We start from the raw sequence: 21,508 nt of genomic DNA, 5'->3' as shown, positions 1-21,508 counted from the left end.
AGAGGGTTTTGCGCATGAGAAGTGTGTCTGCTAGAGATCCTAACCTGGTGACCATCCGCCTGCGCGTACCGCTGGGGATAGTGTACCCGGAGCAATTGGATATTTTGCGAGAAGTGGCGCTGCGCTACGGTGACGGGCGATTGCACCTGACTACCAGGAAAACCATTGAAATTCCCGGTGTCCCGGTCAAGTTTTTAGAGCAGGCCCAAGCTTTGCTGAGTCGCGCCGGGTGGGACGGAAGCGCCTACGGGAATAATGTGCGCAATATTGTCGCTTGCCCCGGACGTTATAGTTGTGCCAATGCTCAAGTAGACACCCAAGGAATTGGTTTGGAGTTGGACAGTATATTGGGTCATTTAGATCATATGCCGGCCAAAGTGAAGATCGCCATCTCCGGTTGTGTGAACGGCTGCACTCATCCATTAATTAATGATGTTGGCGTTGTGGGTGTATCCCGCGTCATCTTTTACCCGGAAAAATGCAAGATGTGCCGCAGTTGTATCAAACAGTGCCGCGAGGGTGCCCTGTACCTGAATAGTTTAGGCAGCGTGGTGTATGACCGTGAAAAGTGCATCGATTGCGGCGACTGCTTGCATGCCTGCCCTAATGAGGCTTTGCTTTGTGAAGGTGTATACTATCGCTTGTATGTGGGCGGCAAAATGGGAAGAAGTCCCATGTTGGGCCAATGCTTTGGTGATTTTCCTACCCAAGGTGAAGTGATCGAGCAAATCCAAAGGATTTTGGCCGCTTACTACTGGTATGGTAATCATGAAGAAAGAATTGCCCACATGATCGAGCGGGTATCCATGTCCAGTTTTAGGAAGCTTGTCGCGGAAATCGAGCCGGAAAAAATCGATGTGCTGATGCATCCGGAGTTTACGATTGAGCTGCAAGCCAACAGCTAATCTGCCTGTTAAACAAGAACACAGGTTTGGGTTGGGCTGTTTCGCCCGCACAAGCCTGTTTTTTCTTAATAAAAACCTAAAAACACTAACGAGCACTAATCTATAATGAAAATTTTTTTGACTGATTTTATAAAACAGGCAGGATTTTAGCGATGAATAGCGAACTATTTAAGCAAATTAGTAAAGCAGTCGGTTACAATTGCTTCCTTTATTTTTTAACATAGGGGGCCGAACGGTGAATATACTCCCATTCTTAATGTCCCAGCAGAAATCAATACTGGCCAAATGGTTTGACGCGATTTTGGCTGATTATCCCTCTGAAACGGCACTTTTCCTCAAGAACAATTCCGATCCGTTTAATAATCCGGTGGGCTATACTTTTCGCCAGGGCATTGAAGCCCTTTGGACCCAGCTTGTCCAGTCCCAAATAAGTGAAGAGATGCTCAAGGCCGCCCTGGAACCTCTCATTAAAATCAGAGCGGTGCAGGATTTTCCGCCGGGGCGGGCGGTAGGTTTCTTGCTTTACCTGAAGCGGCCGGTGCGAGAGCTGTTGGCCGAAACTCATCGGGAGACGATACGCTGGCAGGAGCTGGCGGAATTCGAGGAACGAATTGATTTAGCGACCCTGTTGGCTTTTGAAGTCTACTCCAACTGCCGCGAGCAACTGTACGCCATTCGCATCAAAGAACTGAAAAACAGTATCCCCAAGATTTATCAAGACGCGGTGCTCCGGCAGTGCGATGGATACCAGGCAGAAGGAAGTGAGGGATAAAAGTGTCATCAGTGCCTAAACCAGACGAATTGCGCAAAGTAAGTTACCAGCCCCCGGCTACCGGTTGGATGGAGACGCCGGTAACCTTTAAACCCGGTTTCTGGAGCTATCCCAGCAAACCTAAAAGTATGGAAGTTTTAGGACTACCCTACCCACGGGAGTGGTCGCCGGCCGAGGAGGATTGGAAGCTCCCGGAAAACTGGCAGGAAATTATTTGGGAGGGGTTACGGGAGAGAATCGATCGTTTCCGTTCCCTGAAGATCTTCATGGATATTTGTGTCCGCTGTGGTGCTTGTGCGGACAAGTGCCATTTCTACCTGGGTTCGGGGGACCCGAAAAACATGCCGGTGCTCAGGGCTGAGCTCTTGCGTTCCGTCTACCGGAAGAATTTTACCGCCGCCGGGAAACTCCTCGGCAAGCTGGTGGGAGCCAGGGAACTCACGGTAGATGTGATTAAAGAATGGTTCTATTACTTCTACCAGTGCACCGAGTGCCGCCGCTGTTCCTTGTTCTGTCCTTACGGGATTGACACGGCGGAAATCACGATGATTGTGAGGGAGCTGCTGAATTTGGTCGGTTTGAACATCGACTGGATCGTCAGTTCCGTAGCTAATTGCTACCGGGTGGGTAATCACTTGGGGATTCAGCCCCACGGGCTGGTAGATATGTTTGAGTTCTATTTGGATGATATCGAAGATTTAACTGGGATTAGGCCCGAGGTTACCTTTAACCGCAAAGGGGCGGAGGTACTGGTGATTGTCCCCTCCGGAGATATCTTTGCCGATCCGGGTACATACAACCTGATGGGCATAATCATGCTGCTCCATGAAATCGGCCTGGATTATACCTTTAGTACTTATGCTTCGGAAGGCGGCAATTTCGGTTTATTCACCTCCCACGAAATGATGAAAAGACTTAACGCCAAGATGTATGCTGAGGCGAAAAGGCTCGGGGTGAAATGGATCCTGGGCGGCGAATGCGGCCATATGTGGCGGGTCATTCACCAGTATATGGATACTATGAACGGTCCGGCTGATTTCTTGGAAGTGCCGGTATCCCCGGTGACCGGTACCAGGTTTGAGCATGCCGCTTCCACCAAGATGATCCATATTGCCGAGTTTACGGCGGACCTGATCAAGCATAACAAGATTAAATTAGATCCCAGCCGCAATGATCACTGGCGGGTGACCTTCCATGATTCCTGCAACCCGGCCAGGTCCATGGGATTATTGGAAGAACCCCGGTACATCTTAAGACATGTTTGCAATCATTTCTATGAAATGCCGTCCAACACCATCCGGGAGCAAACCTTCTGCTGCGGCAGCGGCTCGGGCTTGAATGCCGATGAACTGATGGAAATGAGAATGCGGGGCGGATTCCCGCGGGCCAACGCCGTCAAGTACGTGAAAGACAAATACGATGTCAACTTGTTAAGCTGTATCTGTGCCGTGGACCGGGCGGTGCTGCCGGCCCTGATGGATTACTGGGTTCCAGGAGTACAGGTGTCCGGACTCCATGAATTGGTAGGCAATGCCCTGGTAATGACAGGCGAAAAAGAACGGGAGGCTGACCTGAGAGGGCAACCTTTAGTGTCCCAGGGCGCCAAGGAGGGAAATGACGATGTATAACGGCGGAAGGGTGTTGGCTGGACTAGCGGTGTTTTTTGTCATCGCCACCCTGCCTTTTTGGCTGGGATTTGGCGCCCAAGCCGAGGCTCCTGAGCTGGATCTGAATACTCCCCGCATCTTGCAGATGCCGGAGCAAAAATGCGTGTTGCCGGTAGAAACCATGCGCAGTCAACATATGGAGCTTTTAAAGGATTGGCGGGACTGGGCCATTCGAGACGGCCGGCGCGAGTACCAGGCCTGGGATGGCACCGTTTACCCGGTGAGTTTGCAAAACACCTGTTTAGATTGCCATTCCAATAAAGCTGATTTTTGTGACCGGTGTCATGATTACAGCAACGTGGAGCCTGATTGCTGGACTTGCCACCTGGAGCCGGAGGAGGTGGGATTATGAGAATAAACCGGCGTGAGTTCTTAAAAGCCGGCGGGGCCACGGCGCTGGTCCTGGGCACCTTGCCCCTGGCGCAAGCCTTGGCCGATAAAGAACCGGTTAGCTCAGACCGGAAAGCAAAGTGGGGTCTGGCCATCGATGTGCGCAAGTGCTGGGAAAAGCAGCAGGCCGGCTGCCGGGAATGCATCAAAGCGTGTCATTACCATCACAATGTGCCTGAGATGGATAGCGCCAAAAATGAGATAAAGTGGATCTGGTCAGCTCCTTTCACGGCTGTGTTTCCGGAACTGGAGGGGCTCAAGGAAGAGAGTTTATTAAGCAGCAATGTTTTGGCCCTGTGCAACCATTGTGAGAATGCCCCTTGTGTGCGGGTGTGCCCGACCAAGGCTACCTTCCAGACGCCGTCGGGTATTACGGTGATGGATTACCATCGCTGCATCGGGTGCCGGTATTGCATGGCGGCTTGTCCTTACGGGGCGAGGAGCTTTAACTTCACCGATCCCAGGCCCTTTATCAAGGAGGCTAATCCCGCATTCCCCACCAGGGAAAAAGGTGTGGTGGAAAAATGCAACTTGTGTGATGAGCGGATTGCCCTGGGGCAGCGGCCCATATGTGTGGAGGTTTGTCCCCACCAGGCCTTGTATTTTGGCAACTTGAATGATCCCGGTTCCGAAGTACGGCAAGTACTGGCCGGTCGTTTCAGCTTACAGCGGAAGGCGGAACTGGGCACGAAACCAAAGGTTTACTACCTGGTGTAAACCTGTACACAAGTAGTCAGGAGGGCGGAAAATGATTGACAAGGCCTTTAAAGGAAGTCCTAAATACTGGGCTTGGATTATAACCTTGCTGGTGCTGATCGGTGTGGGTTTTGGGTGTTACCTGGTGCAGCTGAATCAAGGTCTCGGCATCACCGGCATGAGCAGGGATGTGTCCTGGGGACTGTATATAGCCCAGCTCACCTTCCTCGTAGGTATCGCTGCTTCAGCGGTCACCGTGGTGCTGCCGTATTACTTGCATCACAACAAATCCTTTGGACCGATTACCATCTTCGGTGAATTCTTGGCCATTGCCGCGGTGTTGATGTGCCTGCTGTTTGTGATCGTGGATTTGGGGAAACCGGCCCGGTTGTTCAATATGATTTTCCACCCGACGCCGAACTCCATCTTGTTCTGGGACATGGTGGTTTTAAACGGGTATCTCCTGCTGAACCTGATCATCGGCTGGAATGTCCTGGAAGCTGAGCGAGGCGGGGTGCCGCCGGCCAAATGGGTAAAAACTTTAATCTACATTTCCATTCCCTGGGCCGTCAGCATCCACACCGTCACCGCATTCCTCTATGCCGGGCTGCCCGGGAGAGGATACTGGTTGACGGCCCTAATGGGGGCGCGGTTCTTAGCGTCGGCCTTTGCCTCGGGCCCGGCCCTGTTGATACTTCTCATCTTCGTGATCAAAAAGTTCAGCCGGGTGGATGTGGCTAAAGAGGGGCTGCAGAAATTAGCCGTCATTATGACTTATGCTCTGACCATCAGCTTGTTCTTTATCGGTCTGGAATTTTTCACGGCCTTTTACAGTCAGGTACCGGGACACATGCACAGCTTGGTGTACCTGTTTGCCGGGCTGGAGGGGCATGCCGGGTTAGTACCCTTCATGTGGACCTTTGTGGTTTTGGCAGTAATGGCTTTAATCCTGCTCTTGAATCCGGCGACGCGAAAGAATGAAAGCACTTTGAAGCTAGCCTGCGCGGCGACTTTTGTGGCCATGTTTTTAGAAAAGGGACTGGGCTTGGTAGTAGCCGGTTTTATCCCCAATCCCTTTGGTCACGTGGTGGAATACTTCCCCACCTGGCCCGAGATCATGATTACCGTCGGGATCTGGGCATTGGGGCTGCTGGTACTGACCTTGCTGTATAAGATTGCCGTGGGCGTTAAAGAGGAAGTGGAATTTTAAGGAGGTGAACCGCGGATGGCTCTTTGGACCTCGCTCATCGTTACTATCGTACTGGTTTTACTGCCAATCGCCGGGGTGGCAGCCGGGGGCACTTTCCTGTTCGGCGTCGTCATTCCCTACCTGGCCGTGGCGGTGTTTGTGGTCGGCTTTATCTACCGGATTGTCCGGTGGGCTTCTACTCCCGTTCCCTTTAACATTGTGTTGACGGGAGGGCAGCAGAGATCCCTGGACTGGGTCAAAGACAGTAAACTGGACAGCCCCTTTACTAAAGCGGGTGTGATTGGCCGGATGGCGCTGGAGGTGCTGTGTTTTCGCTCCCTCTTCAGGAATGTAAAGGCCGAGTTGCATGACGGGAAGCTGGTCTACCGGTGGGAAAAATGGCTCTGGCTGTTTGGTCTGGTTTTTCACTGGTCCTTCTTCATCATCATAGTACGTCATTTACGCTACTTCACGGAACCCGTACCGGCTTTAGTCAGTGGGTTGGACCGGTTGGATGGCATGTTCCGGTTCGGATACCAGGCCTTCTACTTAACCGATGTCTTCATTGTACTAGCCATCACTTTCCTTTTCCTGAGAAGAGTAGTGATCCCCCGGGTGAAGTACATCTCTTTAACGGCGGACTATTTCCCGCTGTTCCTGCTGGGAGGTATCGCCACCACGGGGATCCTGATGAAGTATGTGTCGAAGGTGGACATTACAGCGATTAAGGAACTGGCCCTGGGGTTGGTCACTTTCCACCCGGTGATACCGGCGGGTGTGGACGGTATATTCTTCGTGCACTTGTTCCTGGCCAGTACCCTGGTAGCCTATTTCCCCTTCAGCAAGTTGATGCACATGGGTGGCATTTTCTTAAGCCCTACCAGGAACCTAGCTAACAATTGCCGCGCCGTAAGGCACATCAACCCGTGGAATTACCCGGTGGATGTGCATACTTACGAGGAATATGAAGAGGAGTTTAGAGACAAGATGATTGCCGCCGGCATTCCGGTGGAAAAGGGGTGATAGAGACAAGGATTCTTCATTAGAGCAACCAGGCACAAAAACAGTTTAACAATTATGGAGGTGGAGACATGTCTGAAAAGCATAAGACGCCTATGTTAGATGAATTGGAGAAAGGGCCGTGGCCAAGTTTCGTCTCTGAAATTAAGAAGGCGGCGGCCAAGAACGAATCAGCTGCCGACTTGCTGGGGCTGATGGAAAGGTCCTATAAAGACAAGACCGGGCACTGGAAACACGGCGGTATCGTTGGTGTAAGAGGTTACGGCGGCGGTGTCATCGGACGTTATACCAACCTGCCCGAGGAGTTCCCCGGCGTGGCGGAATTCCACACGATCCGGGTGAACCAGCCCAGCGGATGGTTCTATACCACGGAAGCTTTAAGAACCATTTGCGACATTTGGGAGCGTAGAGGCAGCGGCTTAACGAACCTCCACGGTTCCACCGGCGATATGATCCTGTTGGGTACCAAGACGGAAGAACTGCAGCCCTGCTTTGACGAGCTGAGTGCCAACGGCTGGGATTTGGGCGGTTCCGGATCCGATTTAAGAACCCCCAGTACCTGTGTCGGTCCCGCTCGCTGCGAGTTCGCTTGCTTTGACAACCTGGATCTCTGCCATGATTTGACCCTGACGTACCAGGATGAGATTCACCGCCCCATGTGGCCTTACAAGTTCAAAATCAAGATTGCAGGCTGTCCCAATGACTGTGTAGCTTCCATTGCCAGGTCCGACCTGTCCATTATCGGTACTTGGCGGGACGACTTAATCATTAACCAGGAAGAAGTGAAGAAATACGCCAACAACGGGTTCAACATTAGAGAAGAAGTAACTGATTACTGCCCGACGAAAGCTTTGACTTACGATGAAAGCAAGCAGGAACTGGTCTTCAAAGCCGAGGACTGCGTCCGGTGCATGCACTGTGTCAATAAGATGTCCAAAGCCATCAAGATTGGTAAAGAGAGAGGCGCCACCATCCTTATCGGGGGTAAAGCTACCATTGTCCAATCTGCTTTCCTGTCCTGGGTTATCGTGCCCTTCATGAAGATGGAGCCTCCCTACCAAGAACTGAAAGACCTCCTGGAGAGGATCTGGGAATGGTGGGATGAGCACGGCAAGATGCGGGAGCGGATTGGCGAGCTGATTTACCGTAAAGGCATGGGTGAGTTCCTGCGGGGTGTCGGACTGCCGCCCGTTCCGCAAATGGTTTACCAGCCCAGGGCCAACCCGTATATCTTCTGGCGGGATGAGGATTTTGAGGACAAGAAATAAGAAAGAAATCACAAGATACAATTAAGATCAAAGGAGTGACAGCTATGGCTAATGTGACTGGGAAAACCGATATCGGGCCTCCGGATTATAGAAATTTCCTTCCTCCGGTAATCAAGGATAACTACGGCAAGTGGGCATACCATGAAATCGTTAAGCCGGGGGTACTGAAGCACGTGGCGGAAAGCGGTGACGAGCTTTACAGCGTCAGAGTCGGCTCCCCCAGGCTGGTCAGTATCGACTGGATTAGAGCTATTTGTGACATTGCCGACCGCTACTGCGGCGGGTACCTGCGTTTCACCAGCCGTCATAACGTGGAGTTCCTGGTTTCCGACAAGGGCCAACTGGAACCGCTGCTGGCTGAGCTGAAAGAAAAAGGTTATCCGGTGGGCGGTACCGGCAACTCCATGAGCAACATTGTTCATACCCAGGGCTGGATTCACTGCCACACCCCGGCTACCGATGCTTCCGGAATCGTGAAGGCCGTCATGGATGACCTGTATGAACACTTCACCCATATGGACCTGCCGGCCAAGTTAAGAATCGCCTTGGCTTGCTGCTTGAACATGTGTGGTGCCGTGCACTGCTCCGACATCGCCATTTTAGGCGTACACCGGACACCGCCGCGGATTGACCATGAAAACCTGGCGAAAACCTGTGAGATCCCGAACGTCATCGCAGCTTGTCCCACCGCCGCCATTCGTCCGGACCCGAAGAACAAGAGTGTGAAGGTGAACGAGGAAAGATGCATGTACTGCGGCAACTGCTACACCATGTGCCCGTCCATGCAGATCCTGGATCCGGAAAACGACGGTATCGCCATTCTGGTGGGTGGAAAAGTCTCCAACGCCAGGTCCACACCGTCCTTCTCCAGGCTGGCCATTCCTTACCTCCCGAACAACCCGCCGCGCTGGCCTGAAGTGGTGGAAGCGGTCAGGAACATTGTGGAGGTTTGGATTAAGGATGCAAGGAAAGGCGAGCGCGTAGGTGAATGGATCGCCCGGATCGGCTGGGAGAACTTCTTCAAGAAGACCGGTATACCGTTTACGGATAAGCATATTGACGATTTCATCTTCTCAGTGCCGACCTTCCGTACCACGACCCAGTTCCGCTGGTAGGGGGTGAATTAAATGTCTGACCTGCGGGAAAGGATCTTGCAATATTTGCAGACCGTGGATAAAGCCAAGAGCCGTGATATTGCTGACGCATTAGGGGAGAAAAAGCGTGATGTGGATGCAGTGGTCAAAGAACTAGCTAAAGAAGACTTGGTGGAATTTCTCTATCTAGGCACTTCTTACGTGAAACTAAAATAATTCCGCCGGGACGGCAAGCCTTCCCCGGCGGAGGGCTTGCTGCCCCAAAAAGGAAGGGTGACAAACATGTATCTGGTAAACGTTGATGCTGACAAGTGCTCAGGTTGCGGTGAATGTGTTGATAACTGCCCGAACGGGGTATTGGAACTAGATGACGGGGTAGCTGTCGTAACGGAAAACGAATGCCTGGGCTGTGAGTCCTGCGTGGAAGTCTGCACCACCGGTGCAGTTACAGTGCAAGAATTATAACTTTCAATATTATGAGGAGGTGCTGGCATTGCCGTTCATTGAGTACAAAGGACAGCAGATTGAGGTAGACGAGGATGGTTTCATTACAGATCCGTCGTTGTGGAATGAGGAGCTGGCGGAGTTCTTAGCTAAGACCGAGGGTATCGAGGAACTGACGGAAGAACACTGGAAAGTGATCCGTTACCTGAACGATTATTACAAGCAGTTCGGCATTGCTCCGATGGTACGCAAGCTGTGCAAAGATACGGGGTTCAAACTCAATCAGATTTATGATTTGTTCCCCAGCGGACCTGCCAAGGGTGCTTGTAAAATCGCCGGCTTACCGAAGCCCACGGGATGCGTATAATCGACTATTGCTCCAAAACGGGTTAGAGGGAATCGTGATCACGGTTCCCTCTACCAAAATTTTGTAACAAAGGGGGTGCCGCAGTGCAGGAAAAACAGAGAATAGTTGTGATCGGCGGAGTAGCCGCCGGGCCAAAAGCGGCAGCCAGGGCCAGGCGTTTGTTGCCTGAGGCCGAGATTACGGTGATTGACAAGGGGAGTCTTATTTCTTACGGCAGCTGCGGGTTGCCCCTCCTGCTGCAAGGGATGGTAGCCGGGTTGGCCCCCTTGACTTCGACTGCTTACGGCATGAAAAGAGATGTCAACTATTTTCGCAATGAAAAGAGAATTAATTTCCTGGTGCGCACTTTAGCTGAGGACATTGACCCGGTGAACAAGGAAGTTTCCCTCTTTGATTTGGAAAACAATAAGACCTTTAAAATAAACTATGACCAGCTGGTGCTGGCCACCGGCGCGAAACCGGTGATCCCGCCGATCCCGGGGGTGAACTTGGAAGGGGTTATCGTGCTGCACCACCCCGATGATGCCCTGCTGGTACGGGAAAAGCTGAAGCAGGGTGCCCACCGGATCGTAGTGATTGGCGGCGGCCTGATTGGTATTGAGGTAGCTGCGGCCCTGGCCGGTGCCAAGCGGCGTGTGGTGCTGGTTGAAAAAGAGAACCAGCTGTTGCCGGGCCTCTTGGACCCGGAAATGGCGTCTTTTGTCAGCCGGGAAATGGAGATGAACCGGGTGGAAGTCCGTACCGGTGAAACCGTGTTAGGCATTGAGGCAGGCTCGGCAGGTGAGAAGTGTGTGATCTTATCCCAGGAGCGGCTGGAGGCCGATTTAGTCATCCTGGCCTGCGGTGTGAGGCCTAACGTGGCACTGGCCCAAGGGGCAGGTCTAGCTATAGGTCCGACGGGAGCCATTCAAGTGAATGAGTACCTCAGCACCAGTGATCCGCATATCTACGCTGCAGGGGATTGTGTGGAAAACAGGCACTTGCTCAGCGGGAAGCCGGTGTACGTTCCTCTGGCTTCCACCGCCAACAAGCAAGGCCGGGTAGTCGGCAGTAATTTGGCCGGGCTCCGAGAAACTTTCCCGGGCATTATGGGAACCGGTGTTTTCCAGGTGTTTGAATTAAACGGCGGCAAGACAGGTTTAACGGAAAAGGAAGCCATGGAACTGGGATACTCAGTCATCACCAGTTTCACCGCCGGGGTGGATGCGGCTCATTATCACCCGCTGCACGGCAACGGTATCATCAAACTCATTGCCTGTGCGGAGACCCACAAGCTTTTGGGAGCGCAAGGGGTGGGTCCCGGCGAGGTCATCAAGAGACTGGATGTCTTGAGTACCGCCATGCAGTTAGGCGCCACCCTGGACCAAATTGCCGCTTTGGACTTGGGATACGCGCCTCCTTTTGCGACGCCCATTGATCTGGGCCTGCATGCCGTCAATACGCTGCGGAATAAATGCCAAGGGATTTTAAAAGGGGTTGACGTTAAAGAATTCCAGTCCCTGCTGGAGAACGACCCCCATGTCCTGATTTTAGACGTCCGCACCCCCGGTGAAGCGGCAGACCGGGTGCTGGCAGTGGAACAAAAGCTGCACATACCACTTTATGAGTTGCATCAAAGGTTGGCGGAAGTGCCAAAGGATAAGAAGATCATTACCTTCTGCGAGTTAGGGACCAGGGCTTACGAAGCTCAACGCATCCTCCTGGGGGCGGGCTTCACCGATGTCTTATCCCTCGAAGGAGGAGTGTACGCATTGCCAAAGGAGATGCTGGTATCAGATTAAAGCAGGTTGATTTTAAATTGGGAGAGGGATGCCAATGACACAAGCGATGAGAATTCCGCGTCTAGTGATAGCTGCTCCGCATGGCCAGTCGGGAAAGACCACAGTTACATTAGGGCTGCTCGGTGCTTTAACGGCGAAAGGGATTAAAGTCCAGCCTTTCAAAAAGGGTCCCGATTTTATCGATCCCAGCTGGCTGTCGGTAATGGCCCGGAATACGTGCCGTAACTTAGACTGCTACCTGATGGATGATGAGACCCTGCTCGGGAGCTTCATTACAGCGAGCCGAGGCGCTGATATTGCCATCGTGGAAGGAAACATGGGGTTGTACGACGGTTTGGACCGGGAAGGCAGCGGCAGTACGGCCCAGCTGGCGAAAAAGCTCCGGGCACCGGTGATCCTGGTGATTGATTGCCGCCGGATGACCAGGAGTGCCGCGGCCATGGTGATGGGATTCCAGCACTTTGACCCGGAGGTCAATATTGCCGGCGTCATCTTGAACCATGTGGCCAGGAGCAGGCATCGCAAGATGTTGGAGGATTGTATCCGGGACTACTGCGGTTTACCGGTCTTAGGGGTAGTCCCAAAGAACAGCGGCATTCGCATCCCGAACCGGCACCTGGGCTTGATACCTGCATCGGAAAATGAAGAGTTGGCCAGGCTGTTCCAGACAGCTACAGGACTGATCATGGAGAATATGGATTTAGACGCTATCATGGCTCTGGCCAACGGCGCTCCTCCCTTAACAATGGATGACGGCCTGCCGCCCGTGGAGGAAGGATCTCCTTCGGTGACTATCGGTGTTGTAAGAGACCAGGTGTTTTCCTTCTATTACCCGGAAAACCTGGAAGCATTAGTTCAGGCGGGAGCAAGACTGGAGTTTATCAACAGCTTGCATGATGAAGGGTTGCCCGATGTTGACGCCCTGCTGATTGGTGGAGGGTTTCCGGAGGAGTATGGCCAGGCGTTGAACATGAATAAGAGCTTCATGGAGTCTGTCAGGGAGAAAGCTGAGGCGGGTCTCCCCATTTATGCGGAATGCGGCGGCATGACTTTTCTGGGCCGGAGTATTTGCGTCGATGGTGTCCGGTATCCCATGGTAGGTCTTTTGCCTTTTGACGGTGTGAAGGAAGAAAAGCCCGTGGGTCACGGCTATACCTTGTTAGAAGTGGCACAGCCCAACCCGCTGGTTTCCCTAGGGACGGTCGTCAGGGGGCATGAGTTCTTTCACACACGCATGGTAAATCTGGAGCTGCCTCCCGGAACCGGATTGGTTTATCGCGTCCGCCGCGGCCATGGCATTGACGGGCAGCATGACGGGTTACTTTATAAGAACGTGTTCGCTTCTTACAATCATCTCCATGCTTTAGGGGCGAAAGAATGGGCCGCCAATTTTGTGACCTTGGCTCGCTGGTACAAAAATAAGAAAACAGCCCAGGGTGATGTTCCTATTTACCGGCTGGATTTCTCGAGGGATCTTAAATAGGAGGGGGATAGTTGACTTGGTATTGGAAGCTTTCATTTGCTTGGCTGTCGTAGGCTTCATTGTGCTTTCCTTGGGGAAGGCCTTCAAGTACGCCAAAATGCCCATGCACACCAGGTGGGAATTGTACCCGGTGCCGAAGGAAAAAGGCAGGGGTGAATACGGGGGTTCCTACTATGAAGAGCATCTCTGGTGGCAAAAACCCAGGGAGACATCTTTCATGGGCGAATTGGTGGATATGCTCAAGGAGATGCTCTTTATCAAAAAGCTGTTTGACAACCAGAGACCTCTCTGGTGGCTGTCTTATGCAATGCACCTCGGCATTTATTTGTTAATTGCTTGGGCCCTGTTGCTATTCCTAGGCGGGCTTACGGTCAATTCAGGGGTAGAGGTAGCCGCGGGCAATGGGATCTGGCCCAGTTTATTATTTTACCTCACGTGCCTGTGCGGCGGGGCCGGGGGTGTGCTTGTGGCTTTCGGTTCCCTGTCCTTATTCTTCAAGCGCTTGGGAGATGCCTCACTGCGCATTTATTCCAACCCGCAGGATTATTTTAACCTGTTGTTTATTTTCGTCGTGGCGGTTACCGGTTTAGTGTTGTGGTCCGGCGATCCGGTGTTTGACGGGGCCAGGCAAATGGCAGCGGCCCTCTTAAGATTTGAACCGCTGGCGATGGAAGGCCTGGTGATTTGGCATGTGGTGCTGTTGGGCTGCCTCTTGATTTACATTCCTGTTTCTAAAATGAGTCACTATGTAGGAAAGTACTTTTCCTTCCACAAGGTTCTGTGGGACAATGAACCAAACCTGCCCGATTCCGCCATCATGAAGGCTGTGGAAGAAGGGCAGAAACAGAAGCCAAGTACTACTTGGTCTGCGCCTCATATTAAGCCGCCGTCTAGTCAAGCTTCGGGGCAGTAGAAGGGAGGAAGACGATGAGCTTGATTCATCCTAAGGATCTATCTCGTAAAGAAGGACAACTGGTCAAACTGAATGAAGCAGAGTTAATGCCGCTGCCGCATCCGTATGATGCCCCGGACCTGGAACCGCCTTTCATGCCTGTGAAGGATACCTGGTGCGAAAAACACTGCGCTTCTTTGGATGGATTTGTCGGCATTGACACCTTGGTACGGCCTGCTGACAAAGGGGAAGAAGAGAAACAGGTTCAGGCATTTTTGCGGGGTATGGAAAAACTGTTGTCGGAAGAAACCAATAAGAACTGGCTGCAGCCGGCCTTGTTGTCCCTGGAATACTGCGCCAAGTGTAACACGTGCTCCGACGCTTGCCACGTTTTTTTGGCCAGCGGCCGCAATGAACTGTATCGACCCATCTTCCGTTCTGAAGTTTTGCGAAAATTGATAAAAAAATACTGCACTACCGGAGGAAAGTTGTTGGGGCCTTTGGTCGGTGCCGACATGGAACTGAACTGGGAAGGGATGGCCCGGTTGGCGGAATTGGCTTACCGCTGTAATCTGTGCCGCCGCTGTGCCCAGGCTTGTCCCCTGGGGTTGGACAATGCCTTGATCGCCAGGGAAATTAGAAAAATCATGAGCATGGAACTGGGCATCGCACCCAAACCCCTGCATGAGAAGGGTACCATGCTGCAATTGCAAACGGGCTCCTCCACGGGGCTGACCAAGCCGGCCTTGCTGGACATGCTGGAGTTCATCGAGGAAGATATTGAAGAAAAAACAGGCAAGAAAATCAAGTTTCCCGTTGACAAGAAGGGTGCAGACATACTGCTGGTGCACAATGCCGGGGAATTCATGGCCTGGCCCGAAAACCCTGCCGCTTTTGCCATCTTATTTGAAGAAGCAGGCCTGGACTGGACTTTAAGCAGCGATTTAATTGGCTATGACAGTGTGAACTACGGGGTCTGGTATGATGATGTGATGGCGCGCAGGATAGCGGAGGCACAATTTAAGGCGGCTAAAGAACTGGGTGTGAAGCGCATTGTGATCGGGGAATGCGGCCACGCCCACCGGGCCGCCGCCGTGAGCATGGACCGGATCGTGACGTCCCAAAACTACATTCCCAGGGAAAGCTGCTTGCCCCTTTTGTGGGAACTGGTCAAGGATAAACGCCTGAAGCTGGATCCCAGCAAGAACAACTTTCCGGTGACCCTGCACGATCCCTGTAACGTGGTGCGGTCCATGGGGATTGTGCAGCCCCAGCGGGAGATACTTAAAGCCATTGCTCCCGGCTTCAGGGAAATGACCCCCCACGGGGTGCACAATTATTGCTGCGGGGGCGGCAGCGGCTTTGCCATCATGAACTCCATGAATTTCAGCGACTTCCGCAATAAGGTCAGTGCCAGGATGAAGTTTAAGCAAATCCTTGAGGCTTTTGGCGAGGATGCCGGTAATCCTGAGGTGCTTAAAGTAGTTTGCGCCCCGTGCTCCAACTGCAAGGGGACCATCCGGGATATCTTTGAGTATTATGATGCCACCAACAAGTATAACCTGCATTATACCGGCTTAGTAGAAATCATGGTCAATGCCCTGGCGGATTTGGATAGACCTTTCCTGGAGTTCTTGGATGAAGAGTAAAAAAGGAGAGCAAAAGACGGCAACTGGAAGATTCCGGCTGCCGTCTTTTTACTGTCAGGGGCAGTTATGTTCCACCCGTTACGATCAGGTGATATGTCGACATAGCCGCCGCTGCGATTGGCGGCTCCAAGCTGTTTACGAAACAGGTAATTCCATCCTTTTGTCTTTTTACTTAGAGGTAGCTGCCTTTTCCCAGGTGGCTGTTTTTTTATCCCCCGGAGGCGGTAACAAGCAGCGCTCTTGTCGCTGCAAGTGGCAGGAAATGGCATGGGCGCATATAATGCTATTAACCACCGAGATGCTGTTTCTGGAATGGAAGTATTCCGATGGCGGTCATTACTGTTTCGCCCACTACCGATCTTTCCGCCCTGATGGCTTCAGATAATGTGTCCCGGGGAGATGTACTGGTGCCGGAAGACGGCCGTTACTTTCAGGTGGCAAACGTTGCCAAGAGTGTGTGCGGCTGGCTGCAAAAGGCACTAAGGTGGTGACCTTAAGGGAGTTAAGCAAGCACAGGCGGCGGTCCGGGACAAACAAGGATTTATGGAAGGGGGAGAAAGTCTCGGATGTGGCTCGCCGTCTTTTTCCTTTACCGAAATGGAAGAACACAAAAAAGATCCCGCCTAGAGCGAAAGCGGGATTCCTGTCCGGAAAAACGCCGGGTGCCAGACCGCGAAGCATCACTCTAGGTCAGACTGCATGAGCAAGGCAGGATGAGTTTGCCAAGGCTCTTTAATTCGACGTGTTTTGTTGATACCTCTTACTTGCATAGTCGAATGCCTGAAAAAGACTGGGGCTGTTCGTGCAACAGCCCCCTTAGATTTCCGCAATTAATTCGTACTCGGTGTTGTCTATAGACAGTTTAAACCACACCTGCTTAATTTGAACGTGCTCGGGCAATCGCTCGTACAGCAGTTGTACCTGCTGCCGGTCCAAAGGAACGGCTTCATCCAGCTGCAGCATGGTGTAATTCTGTCCCGTTTCATCGATGAGCAGGCTGTCTAACAAGTAGGCACCTGAGGTTTGCGGGGCGACATCCAGGGTCAGCCGGGGAAACAACTGCTCATCCAGCCGTAATTCTTTGAAGGTTATCTCCAACTCCTGGTCGGCCAAGGATAAGGGTGGGAGTGATGTCAAATCCAGTTCCAGGCTGTCCAACGCCATCACCGCTTCCGTATTCAGGGCCGAACCGGCAGGAGTAAGAGCGATATCATGATAGATAATGCCGGGGTTGGCAGGGCTGTTTCCCTGAAATGCCTCAATGAGCCTCAACTGCACCGGTTCGGCGGCGGCGGGAAACTCCGGAAAACAGAGATATAGATCTTTGTAACCACCGGTCAAAACGGTAAGGTTAGCTCTCAAATCGTCCGGTAGGTCCACCAGGGGATCGTATAGATGTACCCCGGCCGGTAAAGAGTAGGAATCGTAAAGATAACTGCTGCCTTTTGAGTCAAGGAGCTGGAAAGCTTTGCCCCATCCTTTCTTTAAGCTCATATCCAGGCTTTCATGCAGGCGAATCTTAAGATATAAAGAGTTGTTGGCTCGCCCGTACCCGATGGCACTGATGCTGCCGGTGCCGTGATTGTCTACTGGTTGAAAGGACATGGGGGGTACCAGCACGAACGGCTCACCGGGAGTGACCCAGCCGGCGGCTACGGGAGCCGCTTGGGCGTTTACGCTGATGTTAGGCCCGGAGGACAAATCGCTGGGGGCGAGGCCTAAGGGCCGGCCGGTGACAAAGCGAAAGATGAATAGATCAACCAGGAAGACGAGGAGTAAGATGATCCCTACAATGAGGGGTGTTAATGCTTTCCTGTTGTTAATACCGGTCACCTCCTAGAAAGGAAGCACCAGCCGTTCCGGCTGGTGCTTTAGTTTTATGCATCATCCCTAGAATGTCTTGGGGAACAGAATTCCGCCGAAGCAGAGCCAGGCCATCAGCAGAGTAAGAGCTAAGTTGAAAGATTGGCCTACAATATAAAGGATTAAGGGTTTGCCGCCTTTGACGTGACCGGCCAGTTCTTTGAAGTTAGAATCAAGTCCGATGCTGACAAAGGCTAGTGCGAAGCACCATCCCCTTAAGGTCTTGGTTACGGACAGGTAGCCGTCGACGGCAGCTTCTCCGACGGTGGGGATGAATACGAAGGAGAATAACAGGGAGGCACCGACAAAACCAAGGATGAATTTGGGGAACCTGATCCAGATTTCCTTAGCACTGGCGTGCTGGCTGCTCTCCTTACGGCCGAATTTGGTGACCCAGATAATAGCAATGAAGAAAGCTAAAATGCCGATCATGACGTTCTGAATCATTTTCACGACGGAAGAAATCTCCAAGCCTCTTTGACCGAGGAATGCACCGGCGGCTACCACGGCACCGGTCGAGTCGATGGTTCCACCCATCCAAGCCGCGCCGACATCAGGGTCTAATCCGACTAGAAGAATGAAAGCAGGCATGAATACCATCATTAGTACGGTGAATAACAGGGAAATGGTGATAGCAACCCCTACTTCGTCCTTCTTAGCGCCGCTGGCTGCTCCTGCGGCAATGGCAGCGGAAACACCGCAGACGGAGGTGGCGCAGGTAAGAGTAATGTTAAATTCCTTGCTCTCCATCTTGAGAATCTTGTCACCAAACCAGAACATGACCAAAACAACAATAGGTGTAACAACCCAAGCTACAATTAGTCCGGGAAGACCTAGCGCGAGAATTCTGTTGAATAGGATTTCGCAGCCTAAGAACACCAAACCGGTCTTAATGTACATTTCCGTCTTAACTGCCGGTTTCAGCCACGCAGGGGTCTTGACGGTATTACTGATTAATAGACCGATGATCAAACCCCAAAGAGCGGTTTCCAAGTTGTACGCTTTGGCTAGCTTATTGGCGGCACATAGTTCAGCCAGGGCTGCCAGGATGAACAGGACGGGGAAGGCGGTTGCGAATTTGCCGGCATCTTGCCCCATGCATTTGACGCCAATAGCGAAGACCACCAGCATTCCTACCAGCAAGACAAGCAGCCTGAGCCATACGCCTTCGGGGAAGGCTTCGCCCAAGGCACTCCAACTGCTGAATTTAGCTACTTTGGTAAGGATTCCGGCGGCGGCCAAAAGAATGCCGAAAAAGCCAAACCACACAGCCCACCAGTCTTCCAGTTTCCATAGAGGAGACCAGTTGATACCCCGCTTTTCGTTACCAGCAATACTCGGTTGGGACATGCTTCACACCTCCGTTGACTTGTTTGCAAGTTACAGGTTCCACCATCAGAAGACTCAGACTGCCGGAGACTATCCCCCCTCTCCCAGTTTCATGAGTTTTTTCAGCACCCACCCTACAATATGTTTGTAAGAGACAGGATGCCAATCAGCAAGCATAACATAATTAGCTCAGAGAACGAGTGAACTTTCACAAGTTTATGGTTTAAATTAGTAAGAATGAAAACTAGTTAAGCTATTTATTAACACGATTTTTTTATAAATAAGTTTTGCCACGGGCTGCAAAAAACCTGCTAAGATTGATTGCAAATCATTGATACTTTTATTGCCTAAATGTTACGAATTTGGGTCAGGCTAAGAAACTTGAGGGCGCTGTAGATTGAACTGACTTGCGAGCGTCACTCCAATGAAAAGAGCCGGGAAGAATGCTCCTCCCGGCTCCCGGGTTTTGCCGGTGTCATGTTATGCTCAGGAAATTGTCAGGAATGATAATCGTCTCAGGCTTTAAGGCTTACCCCGGCCAGTAGTTTGAACCGGCACTTCCTTCCCTGGGCCGGATTAATTACATATTTGGAAGTACCCGGAACACCAGCACGAAAATGGTCAAGAGCGTAATACCCAAAGCCAGGGAATAGCCGATTAATTTCTTTTCAATGGGTAGCAAATCGAACCACTCTTGTTCGAACTCGTCAGCGGCAGGTGTGGTTTGGACGGGATTGGGTTCCAGCTTGGCCATATGTTCAACCTCCTTGTCTGCCTGTTTTGTTTAGTAGCGAAATAGGGAAAACAAATCTATTTAATTAGACGGTAGGCGGGTAGATGCCGTGGTAGAAGATCCAAGAAATCAGCAGTCCTACCCAGAGAATGAAGCCGAACAGAGCTACGGCGTAAACTGCCACAATGCGGCCCATTCCTTCTTGCCACAATTTGCGGACGTTGGTTACTAAACCGATGGAGAAGAAGCACAAACCGAAGAAGATGCTTCTCAACGCATTGGCGTGACCGGTGCCGGTTTCGGCTGCACCGACGATGTCCGGATTAGACAGTCCCAGCAGCAGAATAATTAGGAAAGTGAGCACAAACCCAATGATGAATTTGGGGAACCGGTCCCAGATTTCGCTGGCCTTAACTTGGGATTTGCCGGCGCTGTCCTTCGACTTCTTACCAATATTAAACACAGACCAGATGACGGCCAGGATGAAAGCCCATACACCGATAAAAATGTCGATGAATACTTTCGTGGTGGTGGTGGCCATCAGCATCCAGCCTTCTTCCCAGTTGATTCCCAGTTCTTTCAGGGCTTTGGCACGGACTAGGGAATCCGTTATGGCGCCGCTGGCGATAGCTCCGCCGTCACTTTTTACCGCCAGCCCCATCCAAGCGCCGGCTACCATCGGTTCTTTCCACAACAACACTTGAGCCAGCCATGGCAAGAAGAGCAATTCCAAGGCCACAAACACAATGATTACTGCAGACAGAATAACGGGTATGACGGGGCGTGAACGGATGGCTGCGCCGGTAGCAATGGCTGCGGACACGCCGCAGATGGAGATACCTGAGGCCAACGGGGCCGCCCATTCCGGCGTGAACTTAAACCATTTACGGGCAATGTAGTAAACCACGGCCCAGTAGACCAGATAGGCTTCCACCACGGCACAGAGGCCCCGGATGATAACCGTGGAAGCAAGTCCCATGGCGCTGAGAGTCTTCACTGCAATGGAAGCACCCAAAATCACAATCCCTGTTTTAATGTACCATTCGGGCCTGGCAGCCGTCTTCAGGTAATCGGCGGCGCCCAGGAAGAAATTGCCGATAATTAGGCCGATGATCATGGCGAAAATATAACCCATATCTCCCATCCCGAGGGCCCAGGAGATCCCGTAACGGTCCAGCTTGTCGGGGGTGGCGGCGATGTAAGCATATTTACCAAGAATGATGCACAAGTACGTAATGGCAAAAATAATGGTGAAGCCCCCGGCAAACCTTTTCACGTTGCCGCCCATGACATACGTTCCACAGCACGTGATAGCTAACAGAAACAGGTAGGTGAGAAAAAGAGAAGTGATACCGGACATGCCTTGATAATTAGCAGATATCGGAGCAATGGATTTAGAAATGTCGATCCAGGTATTGTCTTTAACGACCCATCCCAATAAATCTTTGCCGAAGATGGGGCCTAAGCCTAAAGCGAAGATGAATAACCCCAACCAGGCTGCCCACCAGTCTTCGGTGGATAGTAAGGAGATTTTGGTGAGGGGTTTACTTTGGTCAGACATAAAGAACGCCTCCTCCTTGATACTACTTCAAGGCTGCTGCCCGTTGAACCCAAATGCATGGACAACAGGCATATAGCTTTGAGAAAAAGGGAGCATAGTCGTGTGTCTAGATCCAGAAAACAGATAAGAAGTATCTGTAGCTGGATATGCCAGTAATATGTTTTTACCCGCCTTTCGTTCCCCCCGGTTGGACACGTTTCGGAAAGATTTCATCACCTCCTTACCGTAAATTCCCGTTACGGGGAACAGGCAGGTCAACGGCAGAGTCAAAAAATTGACAAGATTACTAATTGAGCGATACCCGGCGGCAGTGTGGCACCTGGCGGATAATCAGTTTCATTAGTGCATTTGGTAACTAACTTTAGCAAAAATGAAACGATATATTACCAATAAATAGCACTTGAA

The 21,508-nt window shown here is 51.8% G+C and carries 21 protein-coding genes; 17 read left to right on the top strand and 4 right to left on the bottom strand.

Annotated elements, in window-relative coordinates; genetic code table 11:
* Positions 1-14: 14 nt before the first annotated feature.
* The 17 genes from GXX34_00580 to GXX34_00500 all read left to right on the top strand — a co-directional run bounded on the left by GXX34_00580 (position 15) and on the right by GXX34_00500 (position 16,108).
* A complete protein-coding gene (locus GXX34_00580) occupies positions 15-905 on the top strand; it encodes a 4Fe-4S binding protein (GenBank protein HHW06019.1) in 891 nt (296 codons plus the stop codon).
* Between the two features lie 235 nt (positions 906-1,140).
* Entirely contained in the window at positions 1,141-1,677 is a 537-nt protein-coding gene (locus GXX34_00575) for a hypothetical protein (GenBank protein ID HHW06018.1), read from the top strand.
* Between the two features lie 2 nt (positions 1,678-1,679).
* Positions 1,680-3,305 (top strand): (Fe-S)-binding protein, encoded by a 1,626-nt coding sequence (locus GXX34_00570; GenBank protein HHW06017.1) that lies wholly within the window; start codon positions 1,680-1,682, stop codon positions 3,303-3,305.
* On the top strand, positions 3,298-3,696 hold the full coding sequence (dsrJ, locus tag GXX34_00565) for a sulfate reduction electron transfer complex DsrMKJOP subunit DsrJ (GenBank protein ID HHW06016.1): 399 nt from the start codon (positions 3,298-3,300) through the stop codon (positions 3,694-3,696). Before GXX34_00570 ends, dsrJ begins: the two co-directional genes overlap by 8 nt.
* On the top strand, positions 3,693-4,451 hold the full coding sequence (locus GXX34_00560; protein HHW06015.1) for a 4Fe-4S dicluster domain-containing protein: 759 nt from the start codon (positions 3,693-3,695) through the stop codon (positions 4,449-4,451). Before dsrJ ends, GXX34_00560 begins: the two co-directional genes overlap by 4 nt.
* Before the next feature lie 31 nt (positions 4,452-4,482).
* Entirely contained in the window at positions 4,483-5,640 is a 1,158-nt protein-coding gene (gene nrfD / locus GXX34_00555) for a polysulfide reductase NrfD (protein ID HHW06014.1), read from the top strand.
* Positions 5,641-5,655: 15 nt separating this feature from the next.
* Positions 5,656-6,642, top strand: a complete 987-nt coding sequence (gene dsrM, locus GXX34_00550) for a sulfate reduction electron transfer complex DsrMKJOP subunit DsrM (GenBank protein ID HHW06013.1) — start codon at positions 5,656-5,658, stop codon at positions 6,640-6,642.
* Between the two features lie 68 nt (positions 6,643-6,710).
* Positions 6,711-7,907 (top strand): dissimilatory-type sulfite reductase subunit alpha, encoded by a 1,197-nt coding sequence (dsrA, locus tag GXX34_00545; protein ID HHW06012.1) that lies wholly within the window; start codon positions 6,711-6,713, stop codon positions 7,905-7,907.
* A 44-nt stretch (positions 7,908-7,951) separates the two neighbouring features.
* The gene (gene dsrB / locus GXX34_00540; GenBank protein HHW06011.1) at positions 7,952-9,022 is read left to right on the top strand and encodes a dissimilatory-type sulfite reductase subunit beta; all 1,071 of its coding nucleotides are present in this window, start codon (positions 7,952-7,954) and stop codon (positions 9,020-9,022) included.
* A gap of 12 nt (positions 9,023-9,034) precedes the next feature.
* The gene (locus GXX34_00535; GenBank protein ID HHW06010.1) at positions 9,035-9,217 is read left to right on the top strand and encodes a hypothetical protein; all 183 of its coding nucleotides are present in this window, start codon (positions 9,035-9,037) and stop codon (positions 9,215-9,217) included.
* Positions 9,218-9,283: 66 nt separating this feature from the next.
* Positions 9,284-9,466 (top strand): 4Fe-4S binding protein, encoded by a 183-nt coding sequence (locus GXX34_00530; GenBank protein HHW06009.1) that lies wholly within the window; start codon positions 9,284-9,286, stop codon positions 9,464-9,466.
* Positions 9,467-9,494: 28 nt separating this feature from the next.
* The gene (locus tag GXX34_00525; protein HHW06008.1) at positions 9,495-9,812 is read left to right on the top strand and encodes a TusE/DsrC/DsvC family sulfur relay protein; all 318 of its coding nucleotides are present in this window, start codon (positions 9,495-9,497) and stop codon (positions 9,810-9,812) included.
* 83 nt (positions 9,813-9,895) lie between these two features.
* Positions 9,896-11,593, top strand: a complete 1,698-nt coding sequence (locus GXX34_00520; protein HHW06007.1) for an FAD-dependent oxidoreductase — start codon at positions 9,896-9,898, stop codon at positions 11,591-11,593.
* A gap of 34 nt (positions 11,594-11,627) precedes the next feature.
* Entirely contained in the window at positions 11,628-13,076 is a 1,449-nt protein-coding gene (locus GXX34_00515) for a cobyrinate a,c-diamide synthase (protein ID HHW06006.1), read from the top strand.
* Positions 13,033-13,989 carry a nitrate reductase gamma subunit gene (locus GXX34_00510; protein ID HHW06005.1) on the top strand — a complete coding sequence of 319 codons (957 nt, stop codon included), beginning with the start codon at positions 13,033-13,035 and terminating at the stop codon, positions 13,987-13,989. The genes GXX34_00515 and GXX34_00510 overlap by 44 nt, the downstream gene beginning before the upstream one ends.
* Positions 13,990-14,003: 14 nt before the next feature.
* Complete coding sequence (locus GXX34_00505; protein HHW06004.1) at positions 14,004-15,617, top strand: (Fe-S)-binding protein; 1,614 nt, start codon at positions 14,004-14,006, stop codon at positions 15,615-15,617.
* 326 nt (positions 15,618-15,943) lie between these two features.
* A complete protein-coding gene (locus GXX34_00500; GenBank protein HHW06003.1) occupies positions 15,944-16,108 on the top strand; it encodes a hypothetical protein in 165 nt (54 codons plus the stop codon).
* 325 nt (positions 16,109-16,433) lie between these two features.
* Here GXX34_00500 and GXX34_00495 read toward each other — a convergent pair whose 3' ends face one another.
* The 4 genes from GXX34_00495 to GXX34_00480 all read right to left on the bottom strand — a co-directional run bounded on the left by GXX34_00495 (position 16,434) and on the right by GXX34_00480 (position 21,103).
* Entirely contained in the window at positions 16,434-17,450 is a 1,017-nt protein-coding gene (locus tag GXX34_00495) for a hypothetical protein (GenBank protein HHW06002.1), read from the bottom strand.
* A 57-nt stretch (positions 17,451-17,507) separates the two neighbouring features.
* Positions 17,508-18,830, bottom strand: coding sequence for a putative sulfate exporter family transporter (locus GXX34_00490; protein HHW06001.1), 1,323 nt, complete (start codon positions 18,828-18,830; stop codon positions 17,508-17,510).
* A 559-nt stretch (positions 18,831-19,389) separates the two neighbouring features.
* On the bottom strand, positions 19,390-19,563 hold the full coding sequence (locus GXX34_00485; GenBank protein ID HHW06000.1) for a hypothetical protein: 174 nt from the start codon (positions 19,561-19,563) through the stop codon (positions 19,390-19,392).
* 64 nt (positions 19,564-19,627) lie between these two features.
* Positions 19,628-21,103 (bottom strand): putative sulfate exporter family transporter, encoded by a 1,476-nt coding sequence (locus tag GXX34_00480; protein ID HHW05999.1) that lies wholly within the window; start codon positions 21,101-21,103, stop codon positions 19,628-19,630.
* Between the last annotated feature and the right edge of the window lie 405 nt (positions 21,104-21,508).

The sequence above is a fragment of the Clostridia bacterium genome (assembly GCA_012840125.1).
GTDB lineage: Bacteria > Bacillota > DULZ01 > DULZ01 > DULZ01 > DULZ01.
This window is presented reverse-complemented; position numbering and strand designations above follow the sequence as displayed.

Coding starts and splice junctions, on each gene's coding strand:
- GXX34_00515 (HHW06006.1), top strand. CDS start 11,628: ATGACACAAGCGATGAGAATTCCGCGTCTAGTGATAGCTGCTCCGCAT.
- GXX34_00560 (HHW06015.1), top strand. CDS start 3,693: ATGAGAATAAACCGGCGTGAGTTCTTAAAAGCCGGCGGGGCCACGGCG.
- GXX34_00530 (HHW06009.1), top strand. CDS start 9,284: ATGTATCTGGTAAACGTTGATGCTGACAAGTGCTCAGGTTGCGGTGAA.
- GXX34_00510 (HHW06005.1), top strand. CDS start 13,033: ATGTTCCTATTTACCGGCTGGATTTCTCGAGGGATCTTAAATAGGAGG.
- dsrM (HHW06013.1), top strand. CDS start 5,656: ATGGCTCTTTGGACCTCGCTCATCGTTACTATCGTACTGGTTTTACTG.
- dsrA (HHW06012.1), top strand. CDS start 6,711: ATGTCTGAAAAGCATAAGACGCCTATGTTAGATGAATTGGAGAAAGGG.
- GXX34_00580 (HHW06019.1), top strand. CDS start 15: ATGAGAAGTGTGTCTGCTAGAGATCCTAACCTGGTGACCATCCGCCTG.
- GXX34_00500 (HHW06003.1), top strand. CDS start 15,944: ATGGCGGTCATTACTGTTTCGCCCACTACCGATCTTTCCGCCCTGATG.
- GXX34_00485 (HHW06000.1), bottom strand. CDS start 19,563: ATGGCCAAGCTGGAACCCAATCCCGTCCAAACCACACCTGCCGCTGAC.
- GXX34_00505 (HHW06004.1), top strand. CDS start 14,004: ATGAGCTTGATTCATCCTAAGGATCTATCTCGTAAAGAAGGACAACTG.
- nrfD (HHW06014.1), top strand. CDS start 4,483: ATGATTGACAAGGCCTTTAAAGGAAGTCCTAAATACTGGGCTTGGATT.
- GXX34_00480 (HHW05999.1), bottom strand. CDS start 21,103: ATGTCTGACCAAAGTAAACCCCTCACCAAAATCTCCTTACTATCCACC.
- dsrJ (HHW06016.1), top strand. CDS start 3,298: ATGTATAACGGCGGAAGGGTGTTGGCTGGACTAGCGGTGTTTTTTGTC.
- GXX34_00490 (HHW06001.1), bottom strand. CDS start 18,830: ATGTCCCAACCGAGTATTGCTGGTAACGAAAAGCGGGGTATCAACTGG.
- GXX34_00535 (HHW06010.1), top strand. CDS start 9,035: ATGTCTGACCTGCGGGAAAGGATCTTGCAATATTTGCAGACCGTGGAT.
- dsrB (HHW06011.1), top strand. CDS start 7,952: ATGGCTAATGTGACTGGGAAAACCGATATCGGGCCTCCGGATTATAGA.